Origin of the sequence: Streptomyces sp. 142MFCol3.1, from assembly GCF_000424945.1 — a bacterium.
Classification (GTDB): Bacteria; Actinomycetota; Actinomycetes; order Streptomycetales; family Streptomycetaceae; genus Streptomyces; species Streptomyces siamensis.
Genome location: NZ_AUKV01000020.1, coordinates 136,921 through 162,585, shown reverse-complemented (window position 1 = coordinate 162,585; position 25,665 = coordinate 136,921). Strand labels below are relative to the sequence as shown.

Annotated in this window: 23 protein-coding genes and 2 pseudogenes; 19 read left to right on the top strand and 6 right to left on the bottom strand. The window is 71.6% G+C overall.

Annotated features, from left to right (window positions below; genetic code table 11):
• The first annotated feature begins 2 nt into the window (after nt 1–2).
• From sufD to H305_RS0128235, 6 genes are read left to right on the top strand one after another with little or no spacing between them, the layout of a single operon-like run.
• Nucleotides 3–1,220, top strand: a complete 1,218-nt coding sequence (gene sufD / locus H305_RS0128260; RefSeq protein ID WP_028803408.1) for a Fe-S cluster assembly protein SufD — start codon at nt 3–5, stop codon at nt 1,218–1,220.
• Nucleotides 1,220–1,543, top strand: a complete 324-nt coding sequence (locus tag H305_RS0128255) for a non-heme iron oxygenase ferredoxin subunit (protein WP_028803407.1) — start codon at nt 1,220–1,222, stop codon at nt 1,541–1,543. The genes sufD and H305_RS0128255 overlap by 1 nt, the downstream gene beginning before the upstream one ends.
• Nucleotides 1,544–1,550: 7 nt before the next feature.
• On the top strand, nt 1,551–2,315 hold the full coding sequence (sufC, locus tag H305_RS0128250; protein WP_028803406.1) for a Fe-S cluster assembly ATPase SufC: 765 nt from the start codon (nt 1,551–1,553) through the stop codon (nt 2,313–2,315).
• Nucleotides 2,312–3,568 carry a cysteine desulfurase gene (locus H305_RS0128245; RefSeq protein ID WP_028803405.1) on the top strand — a complete coding sequence of 419 codons (1,257 nt, stop codon included), beginning with the start codon at nt 2,312–2,314 and terminating at the stop codon, nt 3,566–3,568. The genes sufC and H305_RS0128245 overlap by 4 nt, the downstream gene beginning before the upstream one ends.
• Before the next feature lie 15 nt (nt 3,569–3,583).
• Nucleotides 3,584–4,057, top strand: a complete 474-nt coding sequence (sufU, locus tag H305_RS0128240; RefSeq protein WP_028803404.1) for a Fe-S cluster assembly sulfur transfer protein SufU — start codon at nt 3,584–3,586, stop codon at nt 4,055–4,057.
• Nucleotides 4,054–4,392 carry a metal-sulfur cluster assembly factor gene (locus H305_RS0128235; RefSeq protein ID WP_028803403.1) on the top strand — a complete coding sequence of 113 codons (339 nt, stop codon included), beginning with the start codon at nt 4,054–4,056 and terminating at the stop codon, nt 4,390–4,392. Before sufU ends, H305_RS0128235 begins: the two co-directional genes overlap by 4 nt.
• Nucleotides 4,393–4,801: 409 nt before the next feature.
• On the opposite strand, the gene H305_RS0128230 is transcribed toward H305_RS0128235, so the two are convergent.
• Nucleotides 4,802–5,761, bottom strand: coding sequence for a hypothetical protein (locus H305_RS0128230; protein WP_078629283.1), 960 nt, complete (start codon nt 5,759–5,761; stop codon nt 4,802–4,804).
• Nucleotides 5,762–6,031: 270 nt separating this feature from the next.
• Between H305_RS0128230 and H305_RS0128225 the strand changes: the two genes are divergently transcribed.
• The 3 genes from H305_RS0128225 (at nt 6,032) to dapD (ending at nt 8,109) form a co-directional block, all read left to right on the top strand.
• On the top strand, nt 6,032–6,352 hold the full coding sequence (locus H305_RS0128225; RefSeq protein WP_028803401.1) for a DMT family transporter: 321 nt from the start codon (nt 6,032–6,034) through the stop codon (nt 6,350–6,352).
• On the top strand, nt 6,352–6,888 hold the full coding sequence (locus H305_RS0128220; RefSeq protein WP_028803400.1) for a TetR/AcrR family transcriptional regulator: 537 nt from the start codon (nt 6,352–6,354) through the stop codon (nt 6,886–6,888). Before H305_RS0128225 ends, H305_RS0128220 begins: the two co-directional genes overlap by 1 nt.
• A 231-nt stretch (nt 6,889–7,119) precedes the next feature.
• Complete coding sequence (gene dapD / locus H305_RS0128215; RefSeq protein WP_028803399.1) at nt 7,120–8,109, top strand: 2,3,4,5-tetrahydropyridine-2,6-dicarboxylate N-succinyltransferase; 990 nt, start codon at nt 7,120–7,122, stop codon at nt 8,107–8,109.
• A 53-nt stretch (nt 8,110–8,162) separates the two neighbouring features.
• Here dapD and H305_RS0128210 read toward each other — a convergent pair whose 3' ends face one another.
• Nucleotides 8,163–8,666 (bottom strand): hypothetical protein, encoded by a 504-nt coding sequence (locus H305_RS0128210; RefSeq protein ID WP_028803398.1) that lies wholly within the window; start codon nt 8,664–8,666, stop codon nt 8,163–8,165.
• Nucleotides 8,667–8,802: 136 nt separating this feature from the next.
• Here H305_RS0128210 and H305_RS0128205 point away from each other — a divergent pair, with 136 nt between their 5' ends.
• On the top strand, nt 8,803–9,357 hold the full coding sequence (locus H305_RS0128205; RefSeq protein ID WP_028803397.1) for a SigE family RNA polymerase sigma factor: 555 nt from the start codon (nt 8,803–8,805) through the stop codon (nt 9,355–9,357).
• Complete coding sequence (locus tag H305_RS0128200) at nt 9,354–10,556, top strand: hypothetical protein (RefSeq protein ID WP_028803396.1); 1,203 nt, start codon at nt 9,354–9,356, stop codon at nt 10,554–10,556. Before H305_RS0128205 ends, H305_RS0128200 begins: the two co-directional genes overlap by 4 nt.
• On the opposite strand, the gene dapA is transcribed toward H305_RS0128200, so the two are convergent.
• Nucleotides 10,557–11,483 carry a 4-hydroxy-tetrahydrodipicolinate synthase gene (gene dapA / locus H305_RS0128195; RefSeq protein ID WP_051371028.1) on the bottom strand — a complete coding sequence of 309 codons (927 nt, stop codon included), beginning with the start codon at nt 11,481–11,483 and terminating at the stop codon, nt 10,557–10,559.
• A 250-nt stretch (nt 11,484–11,733) separates the two neighbouring features.
• On the opposite strand from dapA, the pseudogene H305_RS47245 reads away from it, so the two are divergent.
• From H305_RS47245 to H305_RS0128180, 3 genes and pseudogenes are all read left to right on the top strand, one after another.
• Nucleotides 11,734–12,225 (top strand): annotated as a pseudogene (locus H305_RS47245) (antibiotic biosynthesis monooxygenase); the annotation flags it as partial.
• 108 nt (nt 12,226–12,333) lie between these two features.
• Nucleotides 12,334–13,056, top strand: a complete 723-nt coding sequence (locus H305_RS47240) for an ArsR/SmtB family transcription factor (protein WP_078629281.1) — start codon at nt 12,334–12,336, stop codon at nt 13,054–13,056.
• Nucleotides 13,057–13,068: 12 nt separating this feature from the next.
• Nucleotides 13,069–13,800, top strand: a complete 732-nt coding sequence (locus H305_RS0128180) for an ATPase (protein ID WP_028803394.1) — start codon at nt 13,069–13,071, stop codon at nt 13,798–13,800.
• Between the two features lie 117 nt (nt 13,801–13,917).
• On the opposite strand, the gene H305_RS0128175 is transcribed toward H305_RS0128180, so the two are convergent.
• Nucleotides 13,918–15,744: an endonuclease/exonuclease/phosphatase family protein gene (locus H305_RS0128175; protein ID WP_028803393.1), complete on the bottom strand. Its 1,827-nt coding sequence runs from the start codon at nt 15,742–15,744 to the stop codon at nt 13,918–13,920.
• A gap of 417 nt (nt 15,745–16,161) precedes the next feature.
• On the opposite strand from H305_RS0128175, the gene H305_RS0128170 reads away from it, so the two are divergent.
• From H305_RS0128170 to H305_RS47235, 4 genes and pseudogenes are all read left to right on the top strand, one after another.
• Complete coding sequence (locus H305_RS0128170; RefSeq protein WP_028803392.1) at nt 16,162–17,583, top strand: hypothetical protein; 1,422 nt, start codon at nt 16,162–16,164, stop codon at nt 17,581–17,583.
• Between the two features lie 486 nt (nt 17,584–18,069).
• Complete coding sequence (locus H305_RS0128165) at nt 18,070–19,521, top strand: alkaline phosphatase PhoX (RefSeq protein WP_028803391.1); 1,452 nt, start codon at nt 18,070–18,072, stop codon at nt 19,519–19,521.
• A 512-nt stretch (nt 19,522–20,033) separates the two neighbouring features.
• A complete protein-coding gene (locus H305_RS0128160) occupies nt 20,034–21,614 on the top strand; it encodes a TROVE domain-containing protein (protein WP_028803390.1) in 1,581 nt (526 codons plus the stop codon).
• Nucleotides 21,566–22,113 (top strand): annotated as a pseudogene (locus tag H305_RS47235) (pyridoxal-phosphate dependent enzyme); the annotation flags it as partial. The gene H305_RS0128160 and the pseudogene H305_RS47235, both read left to right, overlap by 49 nt.
• On the opposite strand, the gene H305_RS0128150 reads toward H305_RS47235, so the two are convergent.
• A complete protein-coding gene (locus H305_RS0128150; protein WP_028803389.1) occupies nt 22,110–23,546 on the bottom strand; it encodes an MFS transporter in 1,437 nt (478 codons plus the stop codon). The pseudogene H305_RS47235 and the gene H305_RS0128150 sit on opposite strands and share 4 nt — an antisense overlap.
• A 135-nt stretch (nt 23,547–23,681) precedes the next feature.
• Between H305_RS0128150 and H305_RS0128145 the strand changes: the two genes are divergently transcribed.
• Nucleotides 23,682–24,248, top strand: a complete 567-nt coding sequence (locus tag H305_RS0128145; RefSeq protein ID WP_028803388.1) for a TetR/AcrR family transcriptional regulator — start codon at nt 23,682–23,684, stop codon at nt 24,246–24,248.
• Nucleotides 24,249–24,410: 162 nt separating this feature from the next.
• On the opposite strand, the gene H305_RS0128140 is transcribed toward H305_RS0128145, so the two are convergent.
• Complete coding sequence (locus H305_RS0128140; RefSeq protein ID WP_028803387.1) at nt 24,411–25,625, bottom strand: TerD family protein; 1,215 nt, start codon at nt 25,623–25,625, stop codon at nt 24,411–24,413.
• Nucleotides 25,626–25,665: the final 40 nt, after the last annotated feature.

The window sequence follows — 25,665 nt, the reverse complement described above, 5'->3', positions numbered from 1 at the left end:
CCATGGCTGAGGCTCAGAACTCCCCCACCCTCAACTCCGTTCGGGCGGGGGGACCCCCACCGCTGGGGTCCACCACCGCCGGCCAGATCGCGGTGGCCGCCGAGTCGACCGTCGCCACGCGCATGAGCGCGCCCCCGTCCTTCGACGTGGCGGACTTCCCCGTCCCCCACGGCCGCGAGGAGGAATGGCGGTTCACGCCGCTGGAGCGACTGCGCGGGCTGCACGACGGCACCGCCGTCGCGACCGGCGACGGCGTGAAGGTCGACATCGAGGCGCCCGAGGGCGTCGTCGTCGAGACCGTCGGCCGCGACGACGCGCGGCTGGGCAGGGCCGGCACCCCGGTGGACCGCATCGCCGCCCAGGCGTACTCGGCGTTCGAGAAGGCCGGTGTCGTCACCGTCCCCAAGGAGACGGTGCTCACCGAGCCGATCCGCATCGCCGTGCGCGGCGAGGGCGGTGTCGCCTACGGCCACCAGGTCATCGAGCTCGGTGCCTTCGCCGAGGCCGTCGTGGTCATCGACCACACCGGTGACGCGGTGCTCGCCGCCAACGTCGACTACATCCTCGGCGACGGCGCCAAGCTCACCGTGGTCTCCGTCCAGGACTGGGACGACAAGGCCGTCCACGTCGGCCAGCACAACGCGCTGATCGGCCGGGACGCCGGTTTCAAGTCGTTCGTCGTCACCTTCGGCGGTGACGTGGTCCGGCTGCACCCGCGCGTCGCCTACGCCGGCACCGGCGGCGAGGCCGAGCTGTTCGGCCTGTACTTCACGGACTCCGGCCAGCACCAGGAGCACCGTCTCCTCGTCGACCACAACACCCCGCACTGCAAGTCCAACGTCGCCTACAAGGGCGCGCTCCAGGGCGACGGCGCGCACGCGGTGTGGATCGGTGACGTCCTGATCGAGGCCAAGGCCGAGGGCACCGACACCTACGAGATGAACCGCAACCTCGTCCTCACGGACGGCGCCCGGGTCGACTCGGTGCCGAACCTCGAGATCGAGACCGGCGAGATCGTCGGCGCGGGCCACGCCTCCGCCACCGGCCGCTTCGACGACGAGCAGCTGTTCTACCTGATGGCCCGCGGCATCCCGGCCGGCGAGGCCCGCCGGCTGGTCGTCCGCGGCTTCTTCGCCGAACTGGTCCAGCAGATCGGCGTCGACGACATCGAAGAGCGCCTTCTCGTGAAGATCGACGAGGAGCTGGAGGCGTCGGTCTGATGACCACCACCTTCGTACGCGCCTGTGGACTGAGCGAGCTGGAGGACGACACCCCGAAGCGGGTGGAGCTCGACGGCACGCCGGTCTCGGTCGTCCGCACCGAGGGCGAGGTGTTCGCGATCTACGACATCTGCTCGCACGCGAACGTCTCCCTCTCCGAGGGCGAGGTGGAGGACTGTCAGATCGAGTGCTGGCTGCACGGCTCCAGCTTCGACCTCCGCACCGGCAAGCCGTCCGGCCTTCCCGCGACGCGCCCCGTCCCCGTATACCCCGTAAAGATCGAAGGGGACGACGTGCTCGTCTCCCTCACCCAGGAGTCCTGAGGAACCCATGGCAACGCTTGAAATCCACGACCTGCACGTCACCGTCGAGGCCGACAACGCCACGAAGGAGATCCTCAAGGGCGTCGACCTCACCGTGAAGCAGGGCGAGACCCACGCCATCATGGGCCCCAACGGCTCCGGCAAGTCGACGCTCGCCTACTCGCTCGCGGGCCACCCCAAGTACACGATCACCGGCGGCACCGTCACCCTCGACGGTGAGGACGTCCTGGAGATGTCCGTCGACGAGCGCGCCCGTGCCGGCGTGTTCCTGGCGATGCAGTACCCGGTCGAGGTCCCCGGTGTCTCCGTCTCCAACTTCCTGCGCACCTCCGCCACCGCGATCCGCGGCGAGGCCCCCAAGCTGCGCACCTGGGTGAAGGAGGTCAAGGAGGCCATGGAGCACCTCCACATGGACCCGTCCTTCGCCGAGCGCAACGTGAACGAGGGCTTCTCCGGCGGTGAGAAGAAGCGTCACGAGATCCTCCAGCTGGAGCTGCTCAAGCCGAAGATCGCGATTCTCGACGAGACCGACTCCGGCCTGGACGTCGACGCTCTGCGCATCGTCTCCGAGGGCGTCAACCGCGTCCGCGAGACCGGCGAGGTCGGCACCCTGCTGATCACTCACTACACGCGCATCCTGCGCTACATCAAGCCCGATCACGTCCACGTGTTCGCCGGCGGCAAGATCGTCGAGTCGGGTGGCCCCGAGCTCGCCGACAAGCTGGAGAACGAGGGCTACGAGGCGTACACGAAGGGTGGCGCATCCGCGTGACACAGCTGCCGGGCCTCCTCGACACCGAGGCGATCCGCAAGGACTTCCCCATCCTGGACCGTCAGGTCCACGACGGCCGGAAGATCGTGTACCTGGACAACGCGGCGACCTCGCAGAAGCCGCGCCAGGTGCTGGACGCCCTCGCCGAGTACTACGAGCGGTACAACGCCAACGTCCACCGCGGTGTGCATGTGCTCGCCGAGGAGGCCACGGCGCTGTACGAGGGCGCGCGCGACAAGGTCGCCGCGTTCATCAACGCGCCGAGCCGCGACGAGGTGATCTTCACCAAGAACGCCTCCGAGTCGCTCAACCTCGTGGCCAACATGCTCGGCTGGGCCGACGAGCCCTACCGGGTCGACCACGAGACCGAGATCGTCATCACGGAGATGGAGCACCACTCCAACATCGTGCCGTGGCAGCTGCTGTCGCAGCGCACGGGCGCGAAGCTGAAGTGGTTCGGCCTCACCGACGACGGCCGCCTCGACCTCTCCAACATCGAAGAGGTCATCACCGAGAAGACGAAGATCGTCTCCTTCGTGCTGGTGTCGAACATCCTGGGCACCGTCAACCCGGTCGAGGCGATAGTGCGCCGCGCCCAGGAGGTCGGAGCCCTGGTCCTGATCGACGCCTCGCAGGCGGCACCCCACATGCCCCTCGACGTCCAGGCACTCCAGGCCGACTTCGTGGCCTTCACCGGTCACAAGATGTGCGGGCCCACGGGCATCGGCGTGCTCTGGGGCCGCCAGGAACTCCTCGAGGACCTGCCGCCGTTCCTCGGCGGCGGCGAGATGATCGAGACCGTTTCGATGCACTCGTCGACCTACGCGCCGGCGCCCCACAAGTTCGAGGCGGGCACGCCCCCGATCGCGCAGGCGGTCGGACTCGGCGCGGCGATCGACTACCTGTCCTCGATCGGCATGGACAAGATCCTCGCTCACGAGCACGCGCTCACCGAGTACGCGGTGAAGCGGCTCGCGGAGGTCCCCGACCTGCGGATCATCGGCCCGACCACGGCCGAGGACCGCGGGGCCGCGATCTCGTTCACGCTGGGTGACATCCACCCGCACGACGTGGGCCAGGTCCTGGACGAGCAGGGGATCGCCGTCCGCGTCGGGCACCACTGCGCACGACCGGTCTGCCTGCGGTACGGAATTCCTGCGACCACGCGAGCGTCGTTCTATCTGTACTCCACGCCGGCCGAGATCGACGCGCTGGTCGACGGCCTGGAGCACGTCCGGAACTTCTTCGGCTGAGGGGCTGGCTGGAACGTGAAGCTTGATTCGATGTACCAGGAAGTCATCCTGGACCACTACAAGCACCCGCACGGGCGGGGCTTGCGGGATGGCGATGCCGAGGTGCACCACGTCAACCCGACGTGCGGCGACGAGATCACGCTGCGCGTGAAGTACGACGGCGAGCGGATCGAGGACATCTCGTACGAGGGCCAGGGCTGCTCGATCAGCCAGGCCTCGGCCTCCGTACTGAACGAACTGCTCGTCGGCAAGGACGTGTCCGAGGCGCAGAAGGTCCAGGAAACTTTCCTGGAACTGATGCAGTCCAAGGGCAGGGTCGAGCCCGACGACGCGATGGAGGAGGTGCTGGAGGACGCGGTCGCGTTCGCCGGTGTCTCCAAGTACCCGGCCCGGGTCAAGTGCGCCCTGCTGAGCTGGATGGCGTGGAAGGACGCGACGGCCCAGGCACTGGGTGACGAGCCCGACAAGGCTGCGAGGAAGACGGCATGAGCGAGAACGAGACCCTGACGACGAAGCCGGCCTCCGAGGAGGAACTCCGCGAGGCGCTGTACGACGTCGTCGACCCCGAGCTGGGCATCGACGTCGTCAACCTCGGTCTGATCTACGGCATTCACATCGACGACGCGAACATCGCGACGATCGACATGACCCTGACGTCGGCGGCCTGTCCGCTCACCGACGTCATCGAGGACCAGGCCAAGTCCGCCACGGACGGCCTCGTCAACGAACTGCGCATCAACTGGGTCTGGATGCCGCCGTGGGGCCCGGACAAGATCACGGACGACGGCCGCGAGCAGCTTCGCGCGCTCGGCTTCAACGTCTGAGCAACCCCCGCCTCCGACGCGCGAGTCGACGACGGCCCCCGGCAACCGTGCCGGGGGCCGTCGTCGTGGCGTACCGGTCCCGCTTCGCGCTGCCGGGGTTCACCCGGCTTCCCAGCGGCCTCCCAGGGCGGTCTCATTGGGCGCGACAGCGTGGGGTGGTGCCAGAATCCGCTCCACGCGCCGGTGGCGCAGCAGTTCGGCGGGGGTGGGCCGGGCCCGGAGGCCGCCGAAGCCCAGCCTCCCCTCGCAGGCCCGGCGGGACGAACCGCATCTCGGGCGTTCTTGCGACGGACCGCCCACGCCAAGCGGCGGATGCACGCGTGGCGCGGGTGCGGGAACGGGTCCCGCCGCCCGCAGTCCGGCCGCCCTGTCCGGGGCGGCGCGGAGCGCCTCGTGACCCGGCGATCCCTCAGACGCGCGGGTTGGCCTGCGCCGCCCGCAGCAGGACGTCGGCGAGACCTTCGCGGCGGATACGCCGGTCGATGTAGAGCAGGGTGGTGATCAGCGGTATGAAGACCATCGTGAACACCTGGGCGACCACGCTGAGGAGCGTCGAGACCGTGAACGACAGGCCCAGGTGCGGCAGGCTCTGCGCGAACGCGTCCGACATGGTCGTGGGCTGCGGCGACGAGGGGTCGTACGGCTGAGGTCTCGGTGTCGTGAACACCGTGGGGAGTCGCAGCACCAGCGAGACGATCAGCACCGTCACTCCGCCGAGCAGCGTGATCCCGAACGTGCGCCACCAGGCGCCCCGCATCAGCCGCACCGACCGCCGCAGCGCCTCGACCGGCCGGGCGGCCTCCAGCACGGCGGCCGCCGGGGCGAAGGAGAAGAGAACCCAGAGCCAGACCGTCAGCGGCAGGGTCAGCAGCAGGAGCAGGAAGAAGATCCCGAACAGGCTGTCGCTGCGGGCGAGTATCGCCGCGAAGAGCGAGACGACCATCGCGGCGAACAGCAGCATGGGGATCAGCAGGATCAGACCCATGAGCAGGTTCACGCCGAGCACGGACAGCGTGCGCGGCCAGGTGCGGCGCCACACCTGACCGATGGTGGCCCGCCGGCCGAGGACCGCGTCGTGCAGGGTGGCGACACAGGACGCCTGCACGAAGGCGTTCGCGACCAGCACGGCGATCATCGCGAAGGCCCACACGCTGCCGAAGGCGACCAGGACGGGCTGGACGTCGCTCCAGCGCGGGCGCCGGTCGGTGTCGTACAGGACGTCCAGCCGGTCACTCACCGAGAAGTACGCGAGGACCGCCGCGCCCCCGATCAGCACCGCCAGGGCGAGCTGGACCAGCGCGGCGAGCCCGAACAACGGCTTGGCGTACCGGCGCATCGTCGTGAAGGCACCGCCGAAGACATGGTCCACGCCGAGCGGGGCGAGGGGTATGACCCCCGGCTTGGGCGGTGGGGGCGGCGGCGTCCAGCCCCAGCCCGCCGGAGGGCCCCCGTACGGCCCCGCTGGTCCCCACCCCGATGTGTCCGACATTCTTCTTGCGCTCCCATGCTCCGGAAGTCCGACGACTCCGCCCCCACTGTGGTGATCGCGAACGATATCCCGTGTGCCGCCTGGTGCCCATGCTGGAGGGGCGGAGCATTTTGCGTACGGGCGTACGCATCGATAAGTACACTCGTACGCATGGGATATGTGCTGCTCGGCGGAGCCATCGCCGCGGAGGTGGCCGCGACCACCGCCATGAAGTACAGCGACGGTTTCAGCAGACTGTGGCCGTCGCTGGTGACCCTCCTCGGGTACGTCGTCGCGTTCGCGCTGCTCGCCCAGACCCTGAAGACCGTCTCGGTCGGCACGGCCTACGCGATCTGGGCGGGTGTCGGCACCGCGGTCATCGCCGCGATCGGCATGCTGTTCCTCGGGGAGGGGATGGGCACGGCCAAGCTCGCCGGCATCGCCCTGATTATCGGCGGGGTCGTGCTGCTGAACCTCGGCGGTGCGCACTGATGGCCCGCCGGTACGACCCCGAGCGACGGCAGCGGATCATCGACGCGGCGATCCGTGTCGTGGGCGTCAGGGGAATCGCCGGGCTGAGCCACCGGACCGTCGCGGCCGAGGCCGATGTGCCGCTCGGCTCCACCACCTACCACTTCAGGACACTCGACGAACTGATGGTCGCCGCCCTGCGCCAGGCCAACGAGGGCTTCGCCAAGGTCGTCGCCGCGCGCGGCGCGCTGGAGGACCCCCGGACCGACCTCGCCGCCGACCTCGCCGGCCTGGTGGGCGAGTGGCTCGCGGGCGACCCGACCGGCGTGGAGCTGGAGTACGAGCTGTACCTCGCCGCGCTGCGCCGCCCGGCCCTGCGTCCCGTCGCGGCCGAATGGGTCCAGAGCCTCGTGGACCCGCTCGCCCGGCGCACCGACCCCGTGACCGCGAGGGCGCTGGTCGCCCTCATGGACGGGATCTGCCTCCAGGTGCTGCTGACCGGCACGCCGTACGACGAGGCGTACGCCCGCGAGGCGCTGCGCCGGCTCATCGGCTGACCGCACACCGCCGCGCACGGCGTGCGGTCCGGCGGCGTGCGGCCGGCCGCAGAGGGACGGCACCCGGACGTTTGTCGCCGCCGTGGACGACGAAGCGGTCCCCGAATGTCGCCCTGGTCGGCAAGGAGACGAGCGGCCTCGACATCGAGCCGGGCGCACGGTGGGCCCACACGCCGAGACGCCGGGCGCACCGGTTCGCCCGCGCGGCCCCCGCCAAGTTAGGTTTCACCCATGACCGACACGACTGCTACTCGCACCACCGGCGCCGTCGCCGCCGGGCTTGCCACCGTCACCGCCGACGGCACCGTCCTCGACACCTGGTTCCCCGCTCCCGGACTGTCCGCCGAGCCCGGCCCGGCCGGCACCGAGCGGCTGTCCGCCGAGCGCGCGGTGGAACTCCTCGGCGCGGGTGCGGCCAAGGCCGTCGGCCCGGACGCCCGTCGTGGCGTCGAGGTGGTCGCGGTCCGTACGGTCATCGCGTCCCTGGACGACAAGCCGCTCGACGCGCACGACACCTACCTGCGGCTGCACCTGCTCTCGCACCGCCTGGTGAAGCCGCACGGCCAGAGCCTGGACGGCATCTTCGGCCACCTCGCCAACGTCGCCTGGACCTCGCTCGGCCCGGTCGCCGTCGACGACGTCGAGAAGGTCCGGCTGAACGCCCGCGCGGAGGGGCTGCACCTCCAGGTGACGTCGATCGACAAGTTCCCGCGCATGACGGACTACGTCGCCCCGAAGGGCGTCCGCATCGCCGACGCCGACCGGGTCCGCCTCGGCGCGCACCTCGCCGAGGGCACGACGGTCATGCACGAGGGCTTCGTGAACTTCAACGCGGGCACCCTCGGCACCTCCATGGTCGAGGGCCGCATCTCCGCGGGCGTCGTGGTCGGCGACGGTTCCGACATCGGCGGTGGCGCCTCCACGATGGGCACCCTCTCCGGCGGCGGCAACGTCCGCATCACCATCGGCGAGCGCTGCCTGGTCGGCGCCGAGGCGGGCGTCGGCATCGCGCTCGGCGACGAGTGCGTGGTCGAGGCCGGCCTGTACGTCACCGCGGGCACCCGTGTGACGATGCCCGACGGCCAGATCGTCAAGGCCCGCGAGCTCTCCGGCGCCTCCAACATCCTCTTCCGCCGCAACTCGGTCACCGGCGCGGTCGAGGCCCGGCCGAACAACGCCGTGTGGGGCGGCCTCAACGAGGTCCTGCACAGCCACAACTAGCCCCGCCCGCCCGCGCCGTGTGCCCTCCCGCCGTCCGCGGGAGGGCACACGCGTCACCGGGGCAGGGCCGCGGCGAACTCGGCCAGCGCCGTGAAGTCGTCCTGGCCGAGACCCAGCCGGGGACTGACGTGGCGCAGCAGGGCGGGCGCGGGGTGGCGGGCGGCGACGTACGCGTCGTCGGCCGGGCTCTGTTCGTCGTCCACCCACGCGAAGGGGCGGTCCTGCGCGTACGCGACGATCCGCTCCGTCTTCCAGTGCACCCCGTCGGGCCGCTCGGCGAACAGGGCGCCGGTGAAGTCGACGTACGGGATCTCGGGCAGCCCGATGACGGGACCGATCCAGCGGTTCGCCGCGTCCATCCAGGTGGTCGCCCAGCACAGGTCGTAGTCGAGGGCGAGGAGCGCCCGGCCGTGGTCGGGGTGCAGCCACACCCGCAGCGGCCTGCCCGGCGTCAGGGCCACCCGGATCGTCGTGTAGCCCGCCGGACGGCGCTCCGGCTGGGCCGCGTACGGATTGAGAGGCCCGTCGACGTCGAGGAACAGCAGCGGTCGGCTCACCCCGTCACGGTAAGGGACGCCTGCCGGGACCGGCTCCGAAATTCTTCCCGGGGCCAGGCATAGCGGCGGCCGGGCCCGGGCGTCACAAGGGGCACAGGGGTGGTTCACCGGGGCCGCCGGGGAAGAGAAGGTGACGATGGATGCCGAGGCGCAGGAGAGCTTCCGACAGTTCGTGGCCAACCGGTCGTCGGCTCTGCTGAAGACCGCGGTGCTGCTCAGCGGCGGGGACCGGCACGCGGCCGAGGACCTGTTGCAGAACGCCCTGATCAAGGCCGCGGGACGCTGGCACCAGATCGACGAACCCGAGGCGTACGTACGGCAGATCCTGTACCGGCAGCAGGTGAGCCGGTGGCGGCTGAAGTGGCCGCGACGCGAACTGAGCGTCGCGGAGCCGCCCGAGACCGCGCCCGGCGCGGACCTCTCCTACGCCGCCGAACTGCGCGTCGTGATGCGCGGGGCGCTGGCCCGGCTGACCGCACGGCAGCGCACCGTGCTGGTGCTGCGCTACTTCGAGGACCTGCCCGAGGCCGATGTGGCCCGCGTGCTGGGCTGTTCGGTCGGCACCGTGCGCTCCACGGCCCACCGCTCCCTCGCCCGACTGCGCACGCTCGCGCCGGAACTGGCCGCCCTGAGCTCGGCCGGTTCCGAGCCGCCGTCCCGTGACTACCTGCCCGTGGAGGTCCGTCCATGAACGTCGAGGAACTGGTGCGCGACTCCCTGCGGGAGCAGGCCACCGAACAGCCGCCGGCCGCACCGGGGTTCGCCGACCGGGTGCTCGCGGTCCGTCGGCGCCGCCGCATCCGCAGGCTCGCCTCCGTCGCCACCGCCACGGCGGCCGTGGTCGCGATCGCGGTCGGGGTGCCGCTGCTGGACTCCGGCAAGAGCGATGTGCGGCCGTCCGGGGGCGTGCAGCAGCATTCCGACCAGTCGCCGCCGCGACAGGAGATCGCGGTGGGGCAGACGGCGCTCGCCGCGTACTACACCTGGCGGACCGTGCCGCAGACCGGCGACCGGGGCATCGGCGTACGCACGTACTGGCTGCTCGACCCGGCGACCGGCAGGTATGTGAAGGACTCCCGGTGGGCCTTCGTCGCCGTCGCGCCGGGTCTGCGGACGGCCGCCGTGCTGGAGCAGACCCTGCCCGTCCGCCGGATCGGCCTGCTCGACCTCGCGACGGGGGAGGTCGAGCGGTGGATCCCGGTCGAGCACCGGGTCGGCGCACTCGCCTACTCCTACGACGGGACCAGGCTCCTGGCGACGACGTACGACGAGAACCCCGATGTGCGCGCCAAGGCACAGAACGCCAAGGGCGGCTGGGGCTGGGGATCCGCGTTCGCCCCGTCGAGCCGCACCGGCTTCTACGACCTCGACGTGGCCTCCGGCGAGGGCGCCTGGACCGGGGTCGCGTCCGACCGCAACGACCTCTCGCGCGGGGATTTCTCCTACAGCCGCACCGGCGATGAGGTGTACGCGCGCGTCATCGGCGAACGGGACGGGATGCAGCAGTTCTACGACCTCGACGGCGGCAAGATCGCCGCCCCGGCGGACGAGAGGTACCTGCGCGCGGACGTCGGCGCCCGGCTTTCCCCGAACGGCCGGCTCGCCGCGCTCGGTCTGGCGAAGGAGGTCGCCCCCGGGAAGTCGTACTCCTCGATCCGCGATCCCCGCACCGGCAAGGAGGTCACCAAGGTCCGCGGTAGCGACCTGCTCGCCTGGGCCGACGACCGGCGGCTCATCGCCTGGGAGCGGGTGACCGGCCTGGACGAGCCGTACCGGGCCCGGCTGGTGCTGGTGACGATCGGCAGCGACAGGATCGTGCCGCTGAGCGGGGTCCAGAAGGAGATGTACGACGAGCTGAAGGCGTGGCAGCCCGTCTTCGCCCGCCGCTGATCAGCCCGCGGTGAATTCGTCGTACACCGCGCGCAGTCCGTCGGCCGTCTCCCGGCCGGCGGGCCGCAGTGGCTGCCTGACCGGGCCCGCGGGCAGGCCCAGTGCGCCGAGCAGCGCCTTGGCGGTGACCGAGCCCGGCAGGCCGGCCGCCATCATCGCCTCGACCAGCGGGACGGCCCGGCGCTGGAGCCGGGCCGCCTCCGCCGTGTCGCCCGCGTCGAACGCGTCCAGGATCGCCCGGAACTGACGGGGCGCCGCGTTCGCGACGGTGCTGATGTAGCCGCTCGCGCCGATCGCGCGCAGCGCGAGGACGTACTCGTCGCAGCCCGCGTAGTACGCCAGCTCGGTGCGGGCCAGCACCTTCTGGGTGCCCAGCAGGTCGTACGCGCAGTCCTTGACCGCCACGATCCTCGGGTGCCGGGCGAGCCGGATCATGGTGTCCGGCTCGATGCGGGTGCCGGTGCGTCCCGGGATGTCATAGAGCGCGAGGGGCAGACCGACGGTGTCCGCGATGTCCAGGAAGTGGGCCTCCAGGGCGTCCTGCGGGGGCCTGCTGTAGTAGGGGGAGACCACCAGCAGGCCGTCCGCTCCTGCCTTTTCGGCCTGGAGCGAAAGTTCGACCGTGTGCCGCGTGTCGGCGGTGCCCACCCCCGCCACGAGCGCCGCCCGGTCGCCCACCGCCTCCCGCACCGCCCGCACCAGCGAGGCCTTCTCCGCATCCGTCGTGGTGGGGGACTCCCCGGTGGTGCCGGACAGCACCAGCCCGTCGCAGCCCTCGGTGACCAGCCGGTCGGCGAGCCGCTGGGCACCGTCGAGGTCGAGCGCGCCGCTCTCCGTGAAGGGCGTGATCATGGCGCACAGGGCGCGGCCGAAGGGTGCGGCGTGCGTCGGTGCCGGCGTCGTGGAGTCGGTCTTGTCAGTGGTCATGACGGTAGTCTCGGCATCCTGACCGTGAAGCTCCACTTAATTCTCCTACGAGGTACATGCAATAGACGCTAAGGAGTTTCGTCTCCGTCCGCCGGGCGTGCGCCCGCGAGAAGCGGCGGCCCTGGTGCCAACTCGCCCTGTTGTGGGTCACTATGACCGGGAGGACAGTCGTCGGCAGATCGCGGGAGGCGTCGTGAGGGAGGCGCCGGGACGGGCTCGACCTCGACCACGGTCGAGGTCGAAGGGTGGTAAGTGGACGAGCGAACAGGCCCACGAGGCCTTCGTGAAGACGCACCGTCAGGAGCGCGCCGACGAGATCGACACCGCCGTCGCCGGCATCGAGCGGCTGGGGCCCGGACGTTTCCGGCGCCACCGCAGCGTCGGTCCGGCGGACCGCGGCGGGCGCGTCCCAGGCTGCGTCGTGATCGTCGACGTGGAGTTCGAGAGCCCGGACCCCGGCCGGCAGCGCGCCTGGGCCGACGCCGTCCTCGAAGCGCTGGAGGGCGAGCCGAACCCGCATCCCGGCGGCATCGGCGCCCACTTCCACCTCGGCGCCGACGGCACCCGGGTCCTCGACTACGCCGAGTGGGAGAGCGCCGAGGCGCACCTCGAGGCCCTCGCCGCGCCCGGGGGCGGGATCGGCTCGGCGACGGCCCTGTGGGAGCGGGTCCGGACCTGGCCGGGACTGAAGAGCAGCACGGTCACCCGGTACGAGCGCATCTTCGGGCTCGTACCGGACTGACCCGCGCGCCGCCGGCCCACGGCTCGCCTCGCGGGCACGGCCATCGCCCGACTCACCGAACACTCCATCCGTCTGGACAAAAAAAGTTTTCGGTGAGACGGTGGGGTCATGTTGGACGTGACCGTGATCGAGGACGCAGAGGCAGCCGCCGTCTCGCTGGACCCCGTACGGGCCCGGCTGCTGGCCGAGCTGGCCGCCGGGCCCGCGTCGGCCGCCATGCTGGCCGGCAAGGTCGGACTGCCCCGGCAGAAGGTGAACTACCACCTCAAGGCGCTGGAGCGGCACGGCCTGGTCGAGCTGGCGGGGGAGCGCCGCAAGGGCAACGTCACCGAGCGGCTCATGCGCGCGACCGCCGCCTCGTACGTCATCTCACCGCTCGCCCTGTCCGCCGTGCAGCCCGATCCGGACCGCTTCCGCGACCAGCTGTCCGCCCGCTGGCTGCTCGCCCTCGGCGCCCGGCTGGTCCGGGACGTCGGTTCACTGGTCACCGGTGCGGCGAAGGCCCGCAAACGGCTGGCGACCTACGCGCTGGACGGTGAGGTCCGCTTCGCCTCGGCCGCCGACCGCGCGGCCTTCGTCCAGGAGCTGACGGCCGGTGTGAGCGCCCTGATCCGCAAGTACGACGCTCCCGGCGCCGACGGCGGACGGGACCACCGGATCGTCGTCGCCCTCCATCCGACACTCAAGGACACCGCCGAGACCGGCACCGCCACGACGGACCCCGTGGTGACGGAGAAGGCGGTGACGGACGCGGCCGGCGCGGAGGACGCGATCGCCGAGGCCGCCGACACCGGCCGGCCCACCCCCGAGAACGACCCCGAGACCCACTGAGCAGGAGCCCCCATGTCCAAGGAATTCGAGATCGCCCGCGAGTACGAGGTCGACGCCACGCCCGAGCAGGTGTGGGACGCCCTCACCACCGGAACCGGGGGCTGGCTGTGGCCCATGGAGTTCGACGGCGAGCATCGCGTCGGCCCCTTCGGATCCACCCTCACCAACTGGGACCCGCCGCACCGGCTGACCTCCCGCAGCGAGGACGTGGGGTTCCCCACCCAGAGCCTCAACCAGCTGGACAACACCATCGAGCCGCGCGACGAGGGCCGCCGGGCCTGGGTGCGCTACGTGCACAGCGGGATCTTCACCGACGACTGGGACAACCAGTACGACGGCGCGAGCAAGCACACCGACTTCTATCTGCACACCCTGCGCCAGTACCTCACGCACTTCGCGCCCCGCCCGGTCGCGTTCACGACGCTCAACGGACCCGAGGCCTCGCAGGCGTCCGACGCGTTCACCGCCGTGGGCCGGGCCCTGGGGCTGTCCGACGACACGGCCGAGGGCGCCAAGGTGTCCGCCCGGGGGCCCGGGGGCCGGACCCTGGACGCGGTGGTCGACTACCGCAACCCGTACTTCATCGGGCTGCGGACCGACGACGCCCTCATCCGCTTCTTCGGGCGCAACCACTGGGGCGCGCCGGTCGGCATCAGCGTCCACGACTTCGCGACGGACGCCGACGCCGGGCGCGACGAAGCCGCCTGGCAGGGCTGGCTGAACGGCGTGTTCGGCACCCCGTAGACGCGCCGGGGCCGGCCCCCGTGGGGGCCGGCCCGTGCCGCGGTGTCGCCACCGCGAGCGGACAGAGCAGGAGCCCGGCCCCCCGGACGACGGGGCCGGGCTCCTGCTCGCACCGGGCTACGGCCTGAACCGCAGCACCTGCGGGTCGTGGTCGCTGATCTGGTCGTGGAACTCCGAGTTGACGTGCACGCTGTCGTACTCGAAGTCGCAGTCCCGGCGGATCGAGGGACTGACCAGGATCTGGTCGAGGACCTGGCTGTTGCCCTGGTAGTCGTAGGTGTAACGCTCGCTCTTCGGCAGCGACTTGATCGCCGACCAGAGTTCGCCGTCACCCTCCAGGATCTTCACGGTGTCCGAGAACTCGAAGTCGTTCATGTCGCCGAGGGCGATGACGTCCGCGTTCTTCTGCGCCTTCAGGACCTCGTCCACGAAGGTGTTCACCAGCGTCGCCTGCGCGTGCCGCTGGGTCTCCGAGCTGCGCGTCGGCGGCTGGTACTGCGAGGTCAGACCCTGGTCGCCGCCCTTGGAGTTGAGATGGTTGGCGATCACGAAGACGGTCCTGCCGCGGAAGACGAACTCGCCCGCGAGCGGCTTGCGGCTGCTCTTCCACGCCTCGTCGGCCGGGGCGATACGGCCCGGGGACGCGGTCAGCTGCGCCTTGCCGTGCACCCTGGTGACGCCCACCGCGGTCGTCGAGTCGCCGCCCGCGCGGTCGGTGAAGGACACCCGCTCGGGGTTGAAGAGGAAGACCTGGCGGATGTTGCCGCCGGGCTCGCCGCCGTCCTGGTCGTTGACCGGGTCTATGGAGCGCCAGTCGTACTCGGGGCCGCCCGCCGCGACGATCGCGTCGATCAGCTTGTTCACCGTCTGGTCGGCCGCGACCGTGCCGTCGTCCGTCGCGCCGTTGTTGTCCTGGATCTCCTCCAGGGACACGATGTCGGGCGACCGGAGGTTGTTCACGATCGCGGACGCGTGGGCGGCGAAAGTGGCGTCGCCCGGGTCCAGGTTCTCGACGTTGTACGTCGCGACCGCCAGCTCGCCGCGCGCCTGCTTCTTCGTCGTCTCGCGCTCCAGGCCGCCCTGCTCCAGGGTGCCGAGCTGCCCGGCGACGAGCGTGTAGCCGCCGAACTGGTTGAAGTCGAGCGGGCCCGTGGTGTCACCCGCGAGCTCGTCACCGACATTCGCGACCGGGAAGCCGGCCGTCGGGCCCAGGGACTGGATCTGGATCCGGCCAGTGTTCTGCGAGGTGTACGAGCCGTACACCGAGCCGCCCCGGTGGCTGGCGTGCTCGCGCGGCTTCACCGTGACCCACAGCTCGCTGTACGGGTCGGTGGCGGTGACCACGCGGGCGTCGCTGACCTGGACGTTCATGCCCTCGAGGGACTCATAGTAGTCCAGGGCGTACGTCGCCGGCTCCAGGGGCAGAGCGTTGATCGAACCGCTCGCGGCGGTGTCGCCCGCGGGCGCGTAGGCGTCCGGCACGGACCGGGCGTCGACGACCGTCGCGGCCGGGACGGCGTTGCCGCCGGAGACGACGGTCACCGTCGGCTTGGTGATCTCCGTCAGTGACTGGTTGCCGCTGGAGGCACCGCCCGGGACGTACTCCGAGACCGTGCCCGTCACCGTGACCGAGTCGCCGACCGCGACCTTCGGGGCGGAGCTGGTGAAGACGAACACGCCCTCACTGGTCGCCGGGTCGTCGTCCGGGGTGGGGTCCTGGATCCAGAAGCCCTTGGACGAGCCGTAGGTGCGCACACCGGTGACGATGCCGGCCACATCCGTGACCTTCTGGCCCGCGAGCGGGGAGATCCGGGTGGTTCCCTGGATGTCGTGGATGTGGACGGTGTCCGCGTGAGCGGGCGTGGTGAGCACCACGGCGGAAAGGGTGGAACAGACCGCGGCGACGGTCAGCGCGCCTGTGCGCGCGGTTCTCCTGCTCGGCAAGGGAATCCCTCCGGGGACGTACGTGAGCGCCGGGACGAGGGTGGAGCTGTGGTCGAACGCGTCCTGCGTGCGGGCCGGTGACGCGCGTAGAAGCCGGCGGATCGCTGACCCGTTCGACTTCTACGCGCGTCAATCTCGTGTGTGGCGAGGGGAGTTGTCAAGGTTTCCGTGGTGTACGGGGGTTGTCGGGGACATGAACCAGGCGGCATGGGTGGAAATCCGTCTAGGCTGAGCGGTCGGCACGGATTCCCCGGCGGCCCTCGGATCCTCGCGTCCGGGGACTCCTCCTCGGGTCCGGTGCGGGTACAGGGAGACGCTCCGCGCCCGTTTTCAGGCGCTCTGCGGCTTCTTGTCGCCGCTCGCCACTGTTTTACGATTGCCCTGCTTGTCCTGGTTGTTCGGAGGAGAACCCAGCCGATGTCAGACAGCTCCCCCCTGCCGCCGGTGCGGCTGCACTCCGAAGCGGAGCTGGCGCGGGACGCGCTCGCCACCCCGCTGCTCTCCCGCGCCGCCCGGCTGGCCCGCTGGGCGGGTCCGGACACACGGGTCGGCGCGGGGGGCGAGCTCGTCGAGGAGCAGCTGCCCGAGGCCGCCGCCCACCTCGGGCTCTTTGGGGACGACGCGGCGGCCTTCGCCGCCGTGGCCTGGGGAATGGCCGTGGACACCGGGCTCGTCGAGATCGTGGACGAGGAGGAGGGCACCGTCCGGCCGGGTGAGGACCTCGCCCTTCTCACCTCCGGCGCCCCGCAGGACGTCCTCGGCGTGTGGCTCGCCCTGCTCGACACGGTGCTCGCCGACGCGAGCGTGCCGGACCTCGACGACCTGGTCGACGCGATGGGGGAGAGCGGCGAACTCGACCTCTCCTCGCTGGACTGGGACCCCGAGGCGGAGGCCGAGTTCCTCGAAGGGGTGCTCGGCAACTTGTACCTGCTCACCGTGGGCGACGACGGCTCCGGCGACGGGACGGTGCCGCTGCCCGCGCTCGCCGCGTCGGTGATCGTGCCCGACGGCATGAGCGAGCCCAGCGACGACGTCCTGGAACAGGTGTCGGACGCGATGATGCGGCTCGACGGCCAGTTCCGGCTGCTGGAGCCCGCCGGGCTCGTCGACTTCCAGCCCGTCGACGAGGCCCTCATGGCGGACGCCGAGGACCCGGCCGCCGACGTCGACACGGACGTGTCCCGGTACGGGATGGTCCGGCTGACTCCGCTCGGCCTGTACGGGCTGCGTGCCCGGCTCCTCGAAGCGGGCCTCGACGCTCCCGCGGTGGGCGACCTCGCCGACAAGGGGGCGGACGCGCTGCTGGACGGTACGGCCGTGTTCCCGCCGACGGCGGCGCAGGCCGAGACCGAGCAGTGGCTCGCCCTCCGCGAACCCCTGCCCGCCGCACGCGAGTTGCTCGCCGCTGCCCGCGGGGGCGACGCCGGTGGGCCGCTGCGGCGGCTGCGCTGTCAGCAGGCGCTGTCCCTGGTCGGCCTGGAGGCCGAGCCCGCGCTGCGGGACGTCCTCGACGACGCGGAACTCGGTGGCCTCGCCCGGGTCTGGCTCTCCGAACACGGTGTGCCCGACGTGCCCCCGCCGTCCGAGGCGATGGTCTTCTGGCTCACCGTCGACACGGTGGCGGCCCAGCTCGCCGCCGAGGGCAACTCCGAGGAACTCCAGGCCCTCGTGGAGGGGCTGGCCCAGCAGCACGGCGGCTTCTTCGCCGCGGCGTGGCGGGTCGGCCATCCGGCCACCGCGGACGTCCTGGAGGCCATGGGGCGCCTGCACCCCGACAAGAAGGTCGCCAAGGAGGCCCGCAAGGCCGCTTTCAAGGCACGCTCGCAGCAGCGCGGCTAGCGGAACGCGCGGTACGCCGGGCGCGACCCCGCCGAGGGGGCGCCCGGCGTGGTCGGCGTCGTGCTGCGCCCGGCACGGTCGCCGCTCGGAGGCGCCCGGGGCCGGCGCCGTCGTGGGGTGAACCGGTGCCCCGCGGCGCCGTCGCCACGTGTGAGTTCCCCGTGGACGCGATCCGGTGCGGCCGGAGGCCGTGTGGGGGCCCAGTGGCCGGTCGTCCCGGAGCGGAGAAGCGGGACTCCAGGGGCGGCGGTCGTCCCCGGTGACGTCCCGTGCCCGTGGAGTGGCCGGCCGGCGCGATCGGGTGCCCGGTGAGGGGACGAGAGGGGGCGGCGTGCGTCCGGGGTCCTGGTGGATTCATGGAAGGGGGACCGGTGAAGTCGGCCGGTGTTCAACTCCCGTTCAGTCGCGGGCGGGAGCGTGTGGCCGCAACCGAGGTCGCCACCGCCCCCCACGACAGTCCCCCTCCACCGTCACAGGAGACAACACATGTCGCTCACCCGCAGGGACTTCGCCAGACGATCCGCGATCACCGGTGCCGGAGTCGCACTGGCCGGCAGCGTAGGCGCGCTGGCGACCGCTCCGAACGCCCTCGCCTCCACGGAGACGGACACCGACGGCGCCGGCGAGGCTTCGGGGGCGAAGCACGGCGGCGTCGGCTACGGTCCGCTGCTCCCCGACCCCGACGGCCTGCTCGCCCTGCCCGCCGGGTTCTCATACCGCGTGATCACCTACAGCGGCAGGACCAAGCTGGAGTCGGGCGAGTTCACGCCCTCCAACCACGACGGCACGTCCACCTTCCGCGGTCCGCGCGGCGCCACCCTCCTGGTCAACAACCACGAGCTCAAGGGCCCCCGCGCCGACTGGCCGCACCCCGTTCCGCTCACCGAGGGCCTGGTCTACGACCCCGCGGCGTCCGGCGGCTGCACGGTCGTCGAGGTGCGGCACGACAAGGTCGCCGAGTGGGTCGGCATCGCGGGCACCTCCACCAACTGCGCCGGCGGAAACACCCCTTGGGGAACCTGGCTCACCTGCGAGGAGACCGAGGACAAGGCCGGCCAGAACGGCATGACCAAGGACCACGGGTACGTCTTCGAGGTCGACCCCGTGGACCGCCGCCGCAACCGCGGCCCCCAGCCGATCAAGGCGCTGGGCCGCTACGCCCACGAGGCCGTCGTCGTCGACCCCAAGCGCGGTCGCCTCTACCTCACCGAGGACGCCGCGGGCCCGAACGGCCTCCTCTACCGCTGGACCCCGCCGCAGGGCTTCGAGCACGGCCATGGGCAGCTCGCCACCCTCGCCGACGACGCCGGCTCGCTCCAGGCGTTCAAGTGCTTCGACTCCGGTGGCAAGTTCGTCGACGACCTCTCCCGCGCCACGAAGATCGGCACGGTCTACGGCGTGGACTGGGTGGACGTGCCCGACCGTGACGCGAAGACCACCTCCGTGCGCAAGCAGTTCACCGACGGCCAGGTCACCCGCGCCCGCAAGCTCGAAGGCATGTGGTGGGGCGACGGCGGCGTCTACATCGTCTCCTCCTACGCCCGCGGCGAGAGCCCCGTCCAGCACGACGGCGCCGTCTGGTTCTACGACCCCAAGCGCCGCACCCTGACGCTGAAGGTCCTCATCGGCGTCAACCCCGACCCGTCGGCCGACGGCGCCTTCGACGGCCCCGACAACATCACCGTCTCCCCGTACGGCGGCCTCGTCATCGCCGAGGACGGCGAGGGCGTCCAGCACCTCTTCGGCGCCACGGACAGCGGCCGTACGTACCCGATCGCCCGCAACGAGCTGAACATCGGCAGCGAGGAGGAGCCCGAGTACAGCGAGTTCACCGGCGTCACCTTCTCGCCCGACGGCAGCACCCTCTTCGCCAACATCCAGGACCCGGGCATCATGCTCGCCATCACCGGCCCCTGGAAGCGCCAGAAGCGCGGCTGAACTCCCTCGGACGACAGCGCGCATTAATTCGCTCGCCCGGCCCGCGGCCGCCCTCCTAAAGTGATGCACGTCCAGGTGCGAAGGCAGGACCTACTTCCACTCATAATGGGGCGGCCGCGGGTTCGAGTCCCGCCACCGGTACAACGCGCCGGTGTAGCTCAGGGGTTAGAGCACCTTGTCGGTTCCGCCGACCTCGATCTCTGGACACCACAACTTCATGCACCTCCCGGTGCGCGGGCTGCGGCTACTTCTTCTCTCAAAGGAATCCAGAGCCGCCGCCGACTTGATCTCGGGGGGCGTAGCACAAGGTGGGTGCCCGGTGCGCAGGCAGCGGATACTTCAGGGACCTGGTCAAGGAATTGGTGCGGGTTCGAGTCCCGTCATCGGTTCAGAGCCGGTGTGGCGGAAATGGCAGACGCGCCAGGTTATAGCCCGTCGCCGATATCGACCTCGGTCACCTTCCTTTTGTTGCGCCTCCCTCCGAAACAGCCACGAATTCGGGGGAATTCATCATGACGCGATTCAATCGCAAGGGCGTGCGGGCGCAGCCCGTCTCGCGGGTCACCTCCACGGGCCGCGTGCTGCGTACGTACGAGGGCGGCCGGGGCCGCGAGCGTGACGCGCGCTCCGAGCTCTTTCTGCTGGCGGTGTCCCACTTCGCCGCGGACACCTTCTACGAGCGGGCCGAGGACCGCGACGACCGTTTCGCACGGCTCGTGCGGCAGCTCGCCGTGGAGGACCCGGCCTGGACCGCCGGTCTGCTCGGCTGGCTGCGCGGCGAGGGCAACCTGCGGACCGCCTCGATCGTGGGCGCCGCCGAGTACGTGAAGGCACGGCTGGACGCGAGCGCCACCGACGGCCCCTCGAACCGCCAGGTCGTGGCCTCCGTGCTGCGCCGGCCGGACGAGCCGGGCGAGCTGCTCGCCTACTGGACCGCCATGTACGGCCGCAACGTGCCCAAGCCCGTGAAGCGCGGCGTCGCCGACGCCGTACGCCGTCTCTACAGCGGAAAGTCGCTGCTGAAGTACGACACGGCGTCCAAGGGCTACCGCTTCGGCGACATCCTCAACCTGGTGCACGCGGCGCCGGACCCGGACAAGCCGTGGCAGGGCGAGCTGTTCCGCTACGCGCTGGACCGGCGGCACAACCCGGACGTGGCGGTGCCGCCCGCGTCGGACCGTGTGCTGACCGCACACCGCGAGCTGATGACGCTGCCCGTCGCCGAGCGGCGTGCCGTCGTGACGGCGCCCGACGGAGCCCAGCGGCTCGCGGCCGCCGGCATCACGTGGGAGGCGCTGGCCGGCTGGCTCCAGGGGCCGATGGACAAGGTGGCCTGGGAGGCCGTGATCCCGTCCATGGGTGTGATGGCGCTGGTGCGCAACCTGCGCAACTTCGACGAGGCCGGTGTGTCCGACGAGGTCGCCGAGCAGGTCGCCGCGCGGATCAGCGACCCGGCGGAGGTGGCGCGTTCGCGGCAGTTCCCGTTCCGCTACCTCGCCGCGTACCGGCACGCGCCCTCGCTGCGCTGGTCGTACCCGCTGGAGCGGGCGCTCGGTCACTCGCTGGCGAACGTGCCCGCGCTGCCGGGCCGGACGCTGGTGCTCGTGGACCGCTCGGGGTCGATGTTCTACTCGCAGATGTCCGACCGCTCGCGGCTCAACCGGGCCGACGCGGCGGCGATCTTCGGAACGGCGCTCGCGCTGCGGGCGGCCGACGCGGATCTGGTCGAGTTCGGCACCACGAGCAGCCGGGTGAAGTACCGCAGGGGCGACTCGGTGCTCAAGGTGCTGGAGCGTTTCGGCAGCCTCGGCGGCACCGAAACGAGCGAGGCGGTGCGCAAGCACTACAGGAAGCACGACCGGGTCCTGATCGTCACCGACGAGCAGGCCGCGTACAGCCACTCCGGCGACCCGACCGAGCAGGTCCCCGCCGACGTGCCGGTCTACACCTGGAACCTCGCCGGATACCGGGCGGGTCACGGCCCCTCCGGGCGCCCCGGCCGGCACACCTTCGGAGGCCTGTCGGACGCGGCCTTCCGGATGGTGCCGCTGCTGGAGAGCGCCCGGGACGCCGACTGGCCGTGGGCGGTGTGACGGCCGGGGGGCCTGCCGCGGAGCAGGAGCGGGAGCCGGGAACCTTCTTCGACACCGTGGTGGTGTGCTCGGTGACCGGGTCGACCCGGGCGGGCATGGTCGCCGGGGTCGCCGCCCTGGAGGAGGCGGGCGGAAGGCCGCGGGCGTCCTCGGGATCGACGCGTCGGCGGAGCCCGCCCGCACCCGGGAACAGATCGCGAGGCTCGCACGCGACACCGCCCGGCTCATCGGCGTACGGAGGGAACCCGACGAGGCGGACGTCGAGCTCGACGAGCGTCACCACGCGGGCACGTACGGGATCCCCGACGAGACGACGCTGGAGGCGATGCGGCTCGCCGCGCGGACCGAGGGCATGGTCACCGACCCCGTCCACGAGGGGAAGTCGATGGCCGGGATGATCGACCTCGTCGCGCGCGGCGAGCTGGGCCGGGACTCCACCGTGCTCTACGCCCACCTCGGCGGGCAGCCGGCCCTGAACGCGTACAGCGCGCTCTTCTAGCCGGCCCGCCGCCGTCCCTTGATCACGATCGCCGACACCAGCAGCGCGGCCAGCGCGATCAGCGATCCGATGCCGAACGCGCGGGCCGCGCCCGCGGTGAGGATCTCGGCCGGGGAGCCGGTCGTGTGCCGGGTCGCCGTGCCGAACACCGTGACCAGGACGGAGAGCCCGAGGGTGCCGCCGAGCCACTGAAGGGTCTGGAGCAGGCCGGAGGCGGCACCCGCCTCGCGGGGCTCGACGCGCGCGAGGATGGTCGCGTTCAGGGGCATGAAGCTCAGGCCGACACCCACGCCGAGCAGCAGCAGCGGGCCGAGCAGCCCCGCCAGGTAGCCGTCGCCCGGTGCCAGCCGCCACAGCCAGGCGCCCGCGGCGACGAGCAGGGCCATGCCGGTGAGCAGCACCGGCTTGGCGCCGAGGCGCTGGAGCAGCCGTGGCACGCACCGCACGGTCGTGAACATCGCCAGTGTCATGGGCAGGAAGGCGAAACCCGCGCGCAGCGGGCTGTACTCCAGCACCCGCTGGCTGAACAGGGTGAGGAAGTAGAACGCGCCGAACATGCCCGCGGGCAGCAGCAGGACGCCCGCGTAGCCGCCCGCCCGGTCGCGGTCGGCGAACAGGCGCAGCGGCATGATGGGCTGCTGCGCGCGCGCCTCGATCAGGGTGAAGCCCGCGAGCAGGGCCGCCGCGACGCCGAAGCCGAGCTGTGCCTGCGCGTCGCCCCAGCCCTGGTCCGACACCCGGATGAACGCGTAGACGAGGGAGGTCGTCCCGGCCGTGCCGGTGAGCGCTCCCGCCGCGTCGAACCGGCCCGCGTGGCGGGGGGTCTCGGCCGCGAAGCGGGGGAGGGCGAGGGCCACCGTGAGGCCGATGGGCACATTGATGAGCAGGGCCCAGCGCCAGGAGGCCCAGGAGGTGAGCATGCCGCCGAGGACCAGCCCGACCGAGGCGCCGATGCCCGCCATGGAGGAGTAGACGCCGAGGGCGTGGTGGCGGCGGGGGCCGTCCGGGAAGTTCGTGGTGATCAGGGCGAGGGTGCTCGGAGCGATGAGGGCGGCGCCGACGCCCTGGAGCGCGCGGGCGGCGAGCAGCCAGCCGCTCTCGGCGGCGAGTCCGCCGAGCAGGGAGGAGGCGGCGAAGAGGAGCACGCCGGTGGTGAGTGTGCGGCGGCGTCCCGCGATGTCGCCGACCCGGCCGCCGAGGAGGAGCAGACCGCCGAAGGCGAGGGTGTAGGCGTTCAGGACCCAGGACAGGCCGGTCGGGGTGAAGCGCAGGTCCGTCTGGATGTCGGGCAGGGCGACGTTGACGACGGTGGAGTCGACGCCGACCATCAGATACGCGGTGACGATGACGAGCAGGGCGGGGCCGAGCCCGGCGGTTCCGGATGACGCGGAGGGTGCGTCGGCAGTGGTGGACGGTGCGGACGGGGTGGACATGGGATGCTCCCTGTCTCTTGTCCCCGACGGATGCGTGCGGGCAGCACCGACCGCCCGCGAAGGTAAGCGGGGACTATCTCCGTTTAGTCCTCGTTAAGATACGGAGACAGTCCCCGGTTGGCAAGGAGTATCTGAATGGCGCAGGTCAAGCCGATGCGGGCGGACGCGCGGCGGAACTACGAGCGACTCCTGAAGGAGGCCGCGCTCGCCTTCGCCGAGCACGGGGAGGGCGCGTCCCTCGACGACATCGCCAAACGCGCCGGCGTCGGGTCCGGGACGCTGTACCGGCACTTCCCCAACCGGCAGGCGCTGTTGGAGGCCGTGTACGTCGACCGCATCGAGGAGATCGCGGCCCGCGCCGACGCTCTCGCCGCCGAACTCCCGCCCGGCGCGGCGCTGGTGGAGTGGCTGAACGAACTGAGCGACGGCATGATCCAGGTCCGCGGCCTCAAGGCGCTCCTGGGATCGGCGGTCACCGACGGCAGCTCCGCCGTGGTCACGGCCTGCGGCAACTCGGTGAAAGGGGCCGCGGCCCGTCTGGTCGGCGCGGCCCAGCGGGAGGGCACCCTGCGCGCGGACGTGGAGCCGATCGACATCCTGCGCCTGGCCCACGGCGTGGCCACGGCGTCGGAGCTGGCGAACGGCGAGGGCAAGCACATCCGGCGCTATCTGTCCCTGCTGACGGAGGGCCTGCGTCCCTGACGGAGGCCCTGCGTCCCTGGAGGGGGCGGGCGGCACCGGCTCACGGCCGGGGCGAGCAGAACACATGGCACGGCGGTGGCGACCTGACGTCACCACCGCCGTCCGCGACGTGTGCCGGACCCGGCCCCCGTGCGCCGTCCCCGGGGGCGGGTCCGGCGGGGGTCAGAGCGCCTGGGCCGCCGGCTTCACCATGCCGCGGACCGTGCGGGACTTGACGAAGTCGCCCATGGCCGTCATCTCCCACTCGCCGGAGAACTGCTTGATCAGCTTGGCCATCATGACGCCGGTCTGGGCCTCGGCGTTGGTGAGGTCGAAGCGGACCAGCTCCTCGCCGGTGGCGGCGTCGAGGAGACGGCAGTAGGCCTTGGCGACCTCGGTGAACTTCTGGCCGGAGAAGGAGTTCACCGTGAAGACCAGGCCGGTGACCTCCTGGGGCAGGCGGCCGAGGTCCACGACGATCACCTCGTCGTCGCCCCCGCCCTCGCCCGTGAGGTTGTCGCCGGAGTGCTTGATCGCGCCGTTCACGATGGAGAGCTTGCCGAAGTAGCAGCTGTCGATGTGGTTGCGCTGGGGACCGTACGCGATGACCGAGGCGTCCAGGTCGATGTCCTTGCCGCGGTACGCGGGCTCCCAGCCGAGGCCCATCTTCACCTGGGAGAGGAGCGGACGACCGCCCTTGACCAGGGAGACGGTCTGGTTCTTCTGGAGGCTGACCCGGCCCTTGTCGAGGTTGATCTTCCCGGTGCCGGGCGGGGTGGCGGGCGGAGCCGGGGGAGAGGCCGGGCCGGGCGGGACGGCGGCCGTCCGCGGGTCCAGCGGCGAGGCCGGCGGCGTGACGGGCGGCGCGGGCGGCGGGGCGAGGGGCTGCGCGGGGGCCGGTGCCGGCTCCTCCACGGTCACGCCGAAGTCGGTGGCGATGCCCGCCAGGCCGTTCGCATAGCCCTGGCCGACGGCCCGGGCCTTCCAGGCGCCGTTGCGCAGGTAGATCTCGATGACCACCAGGGCCGTCTCCGTGCCCAGACGGGGCGGGGTGAAGGTGGCCAGGACCCCGTTGTCGTCCGCGTTGCGCACGGTGGCGGTGGGCTCGATGCCCTGGAAGGTCTGGCCCGCCGCGTCCGGGCTGGCGGTGACGACGATCTTCTCGATGCCCGGGGGGAGCGCCGTCGTGTCGACCGTGATCGCGTCCGGGGCGGTGCCGCCGCCGGAGCGATAGGTCACACCGGGGCCCGCGGGCTGGTTGTAGAAGATGAAGTCGTCGTCGGAGCGCACCTTGCCGTCGGCGGTGAGCAGCAGGCCCGAAACGTCGAGCCGCACCGGGGCGGTGACGTCCACCGTCACGCGGGAGACGGGGAGAGGGATGTTCGAGCCGGGGGTCATAGCTGTCATGCCGGGGATAACGAGCGGGGCCGCTTTACCG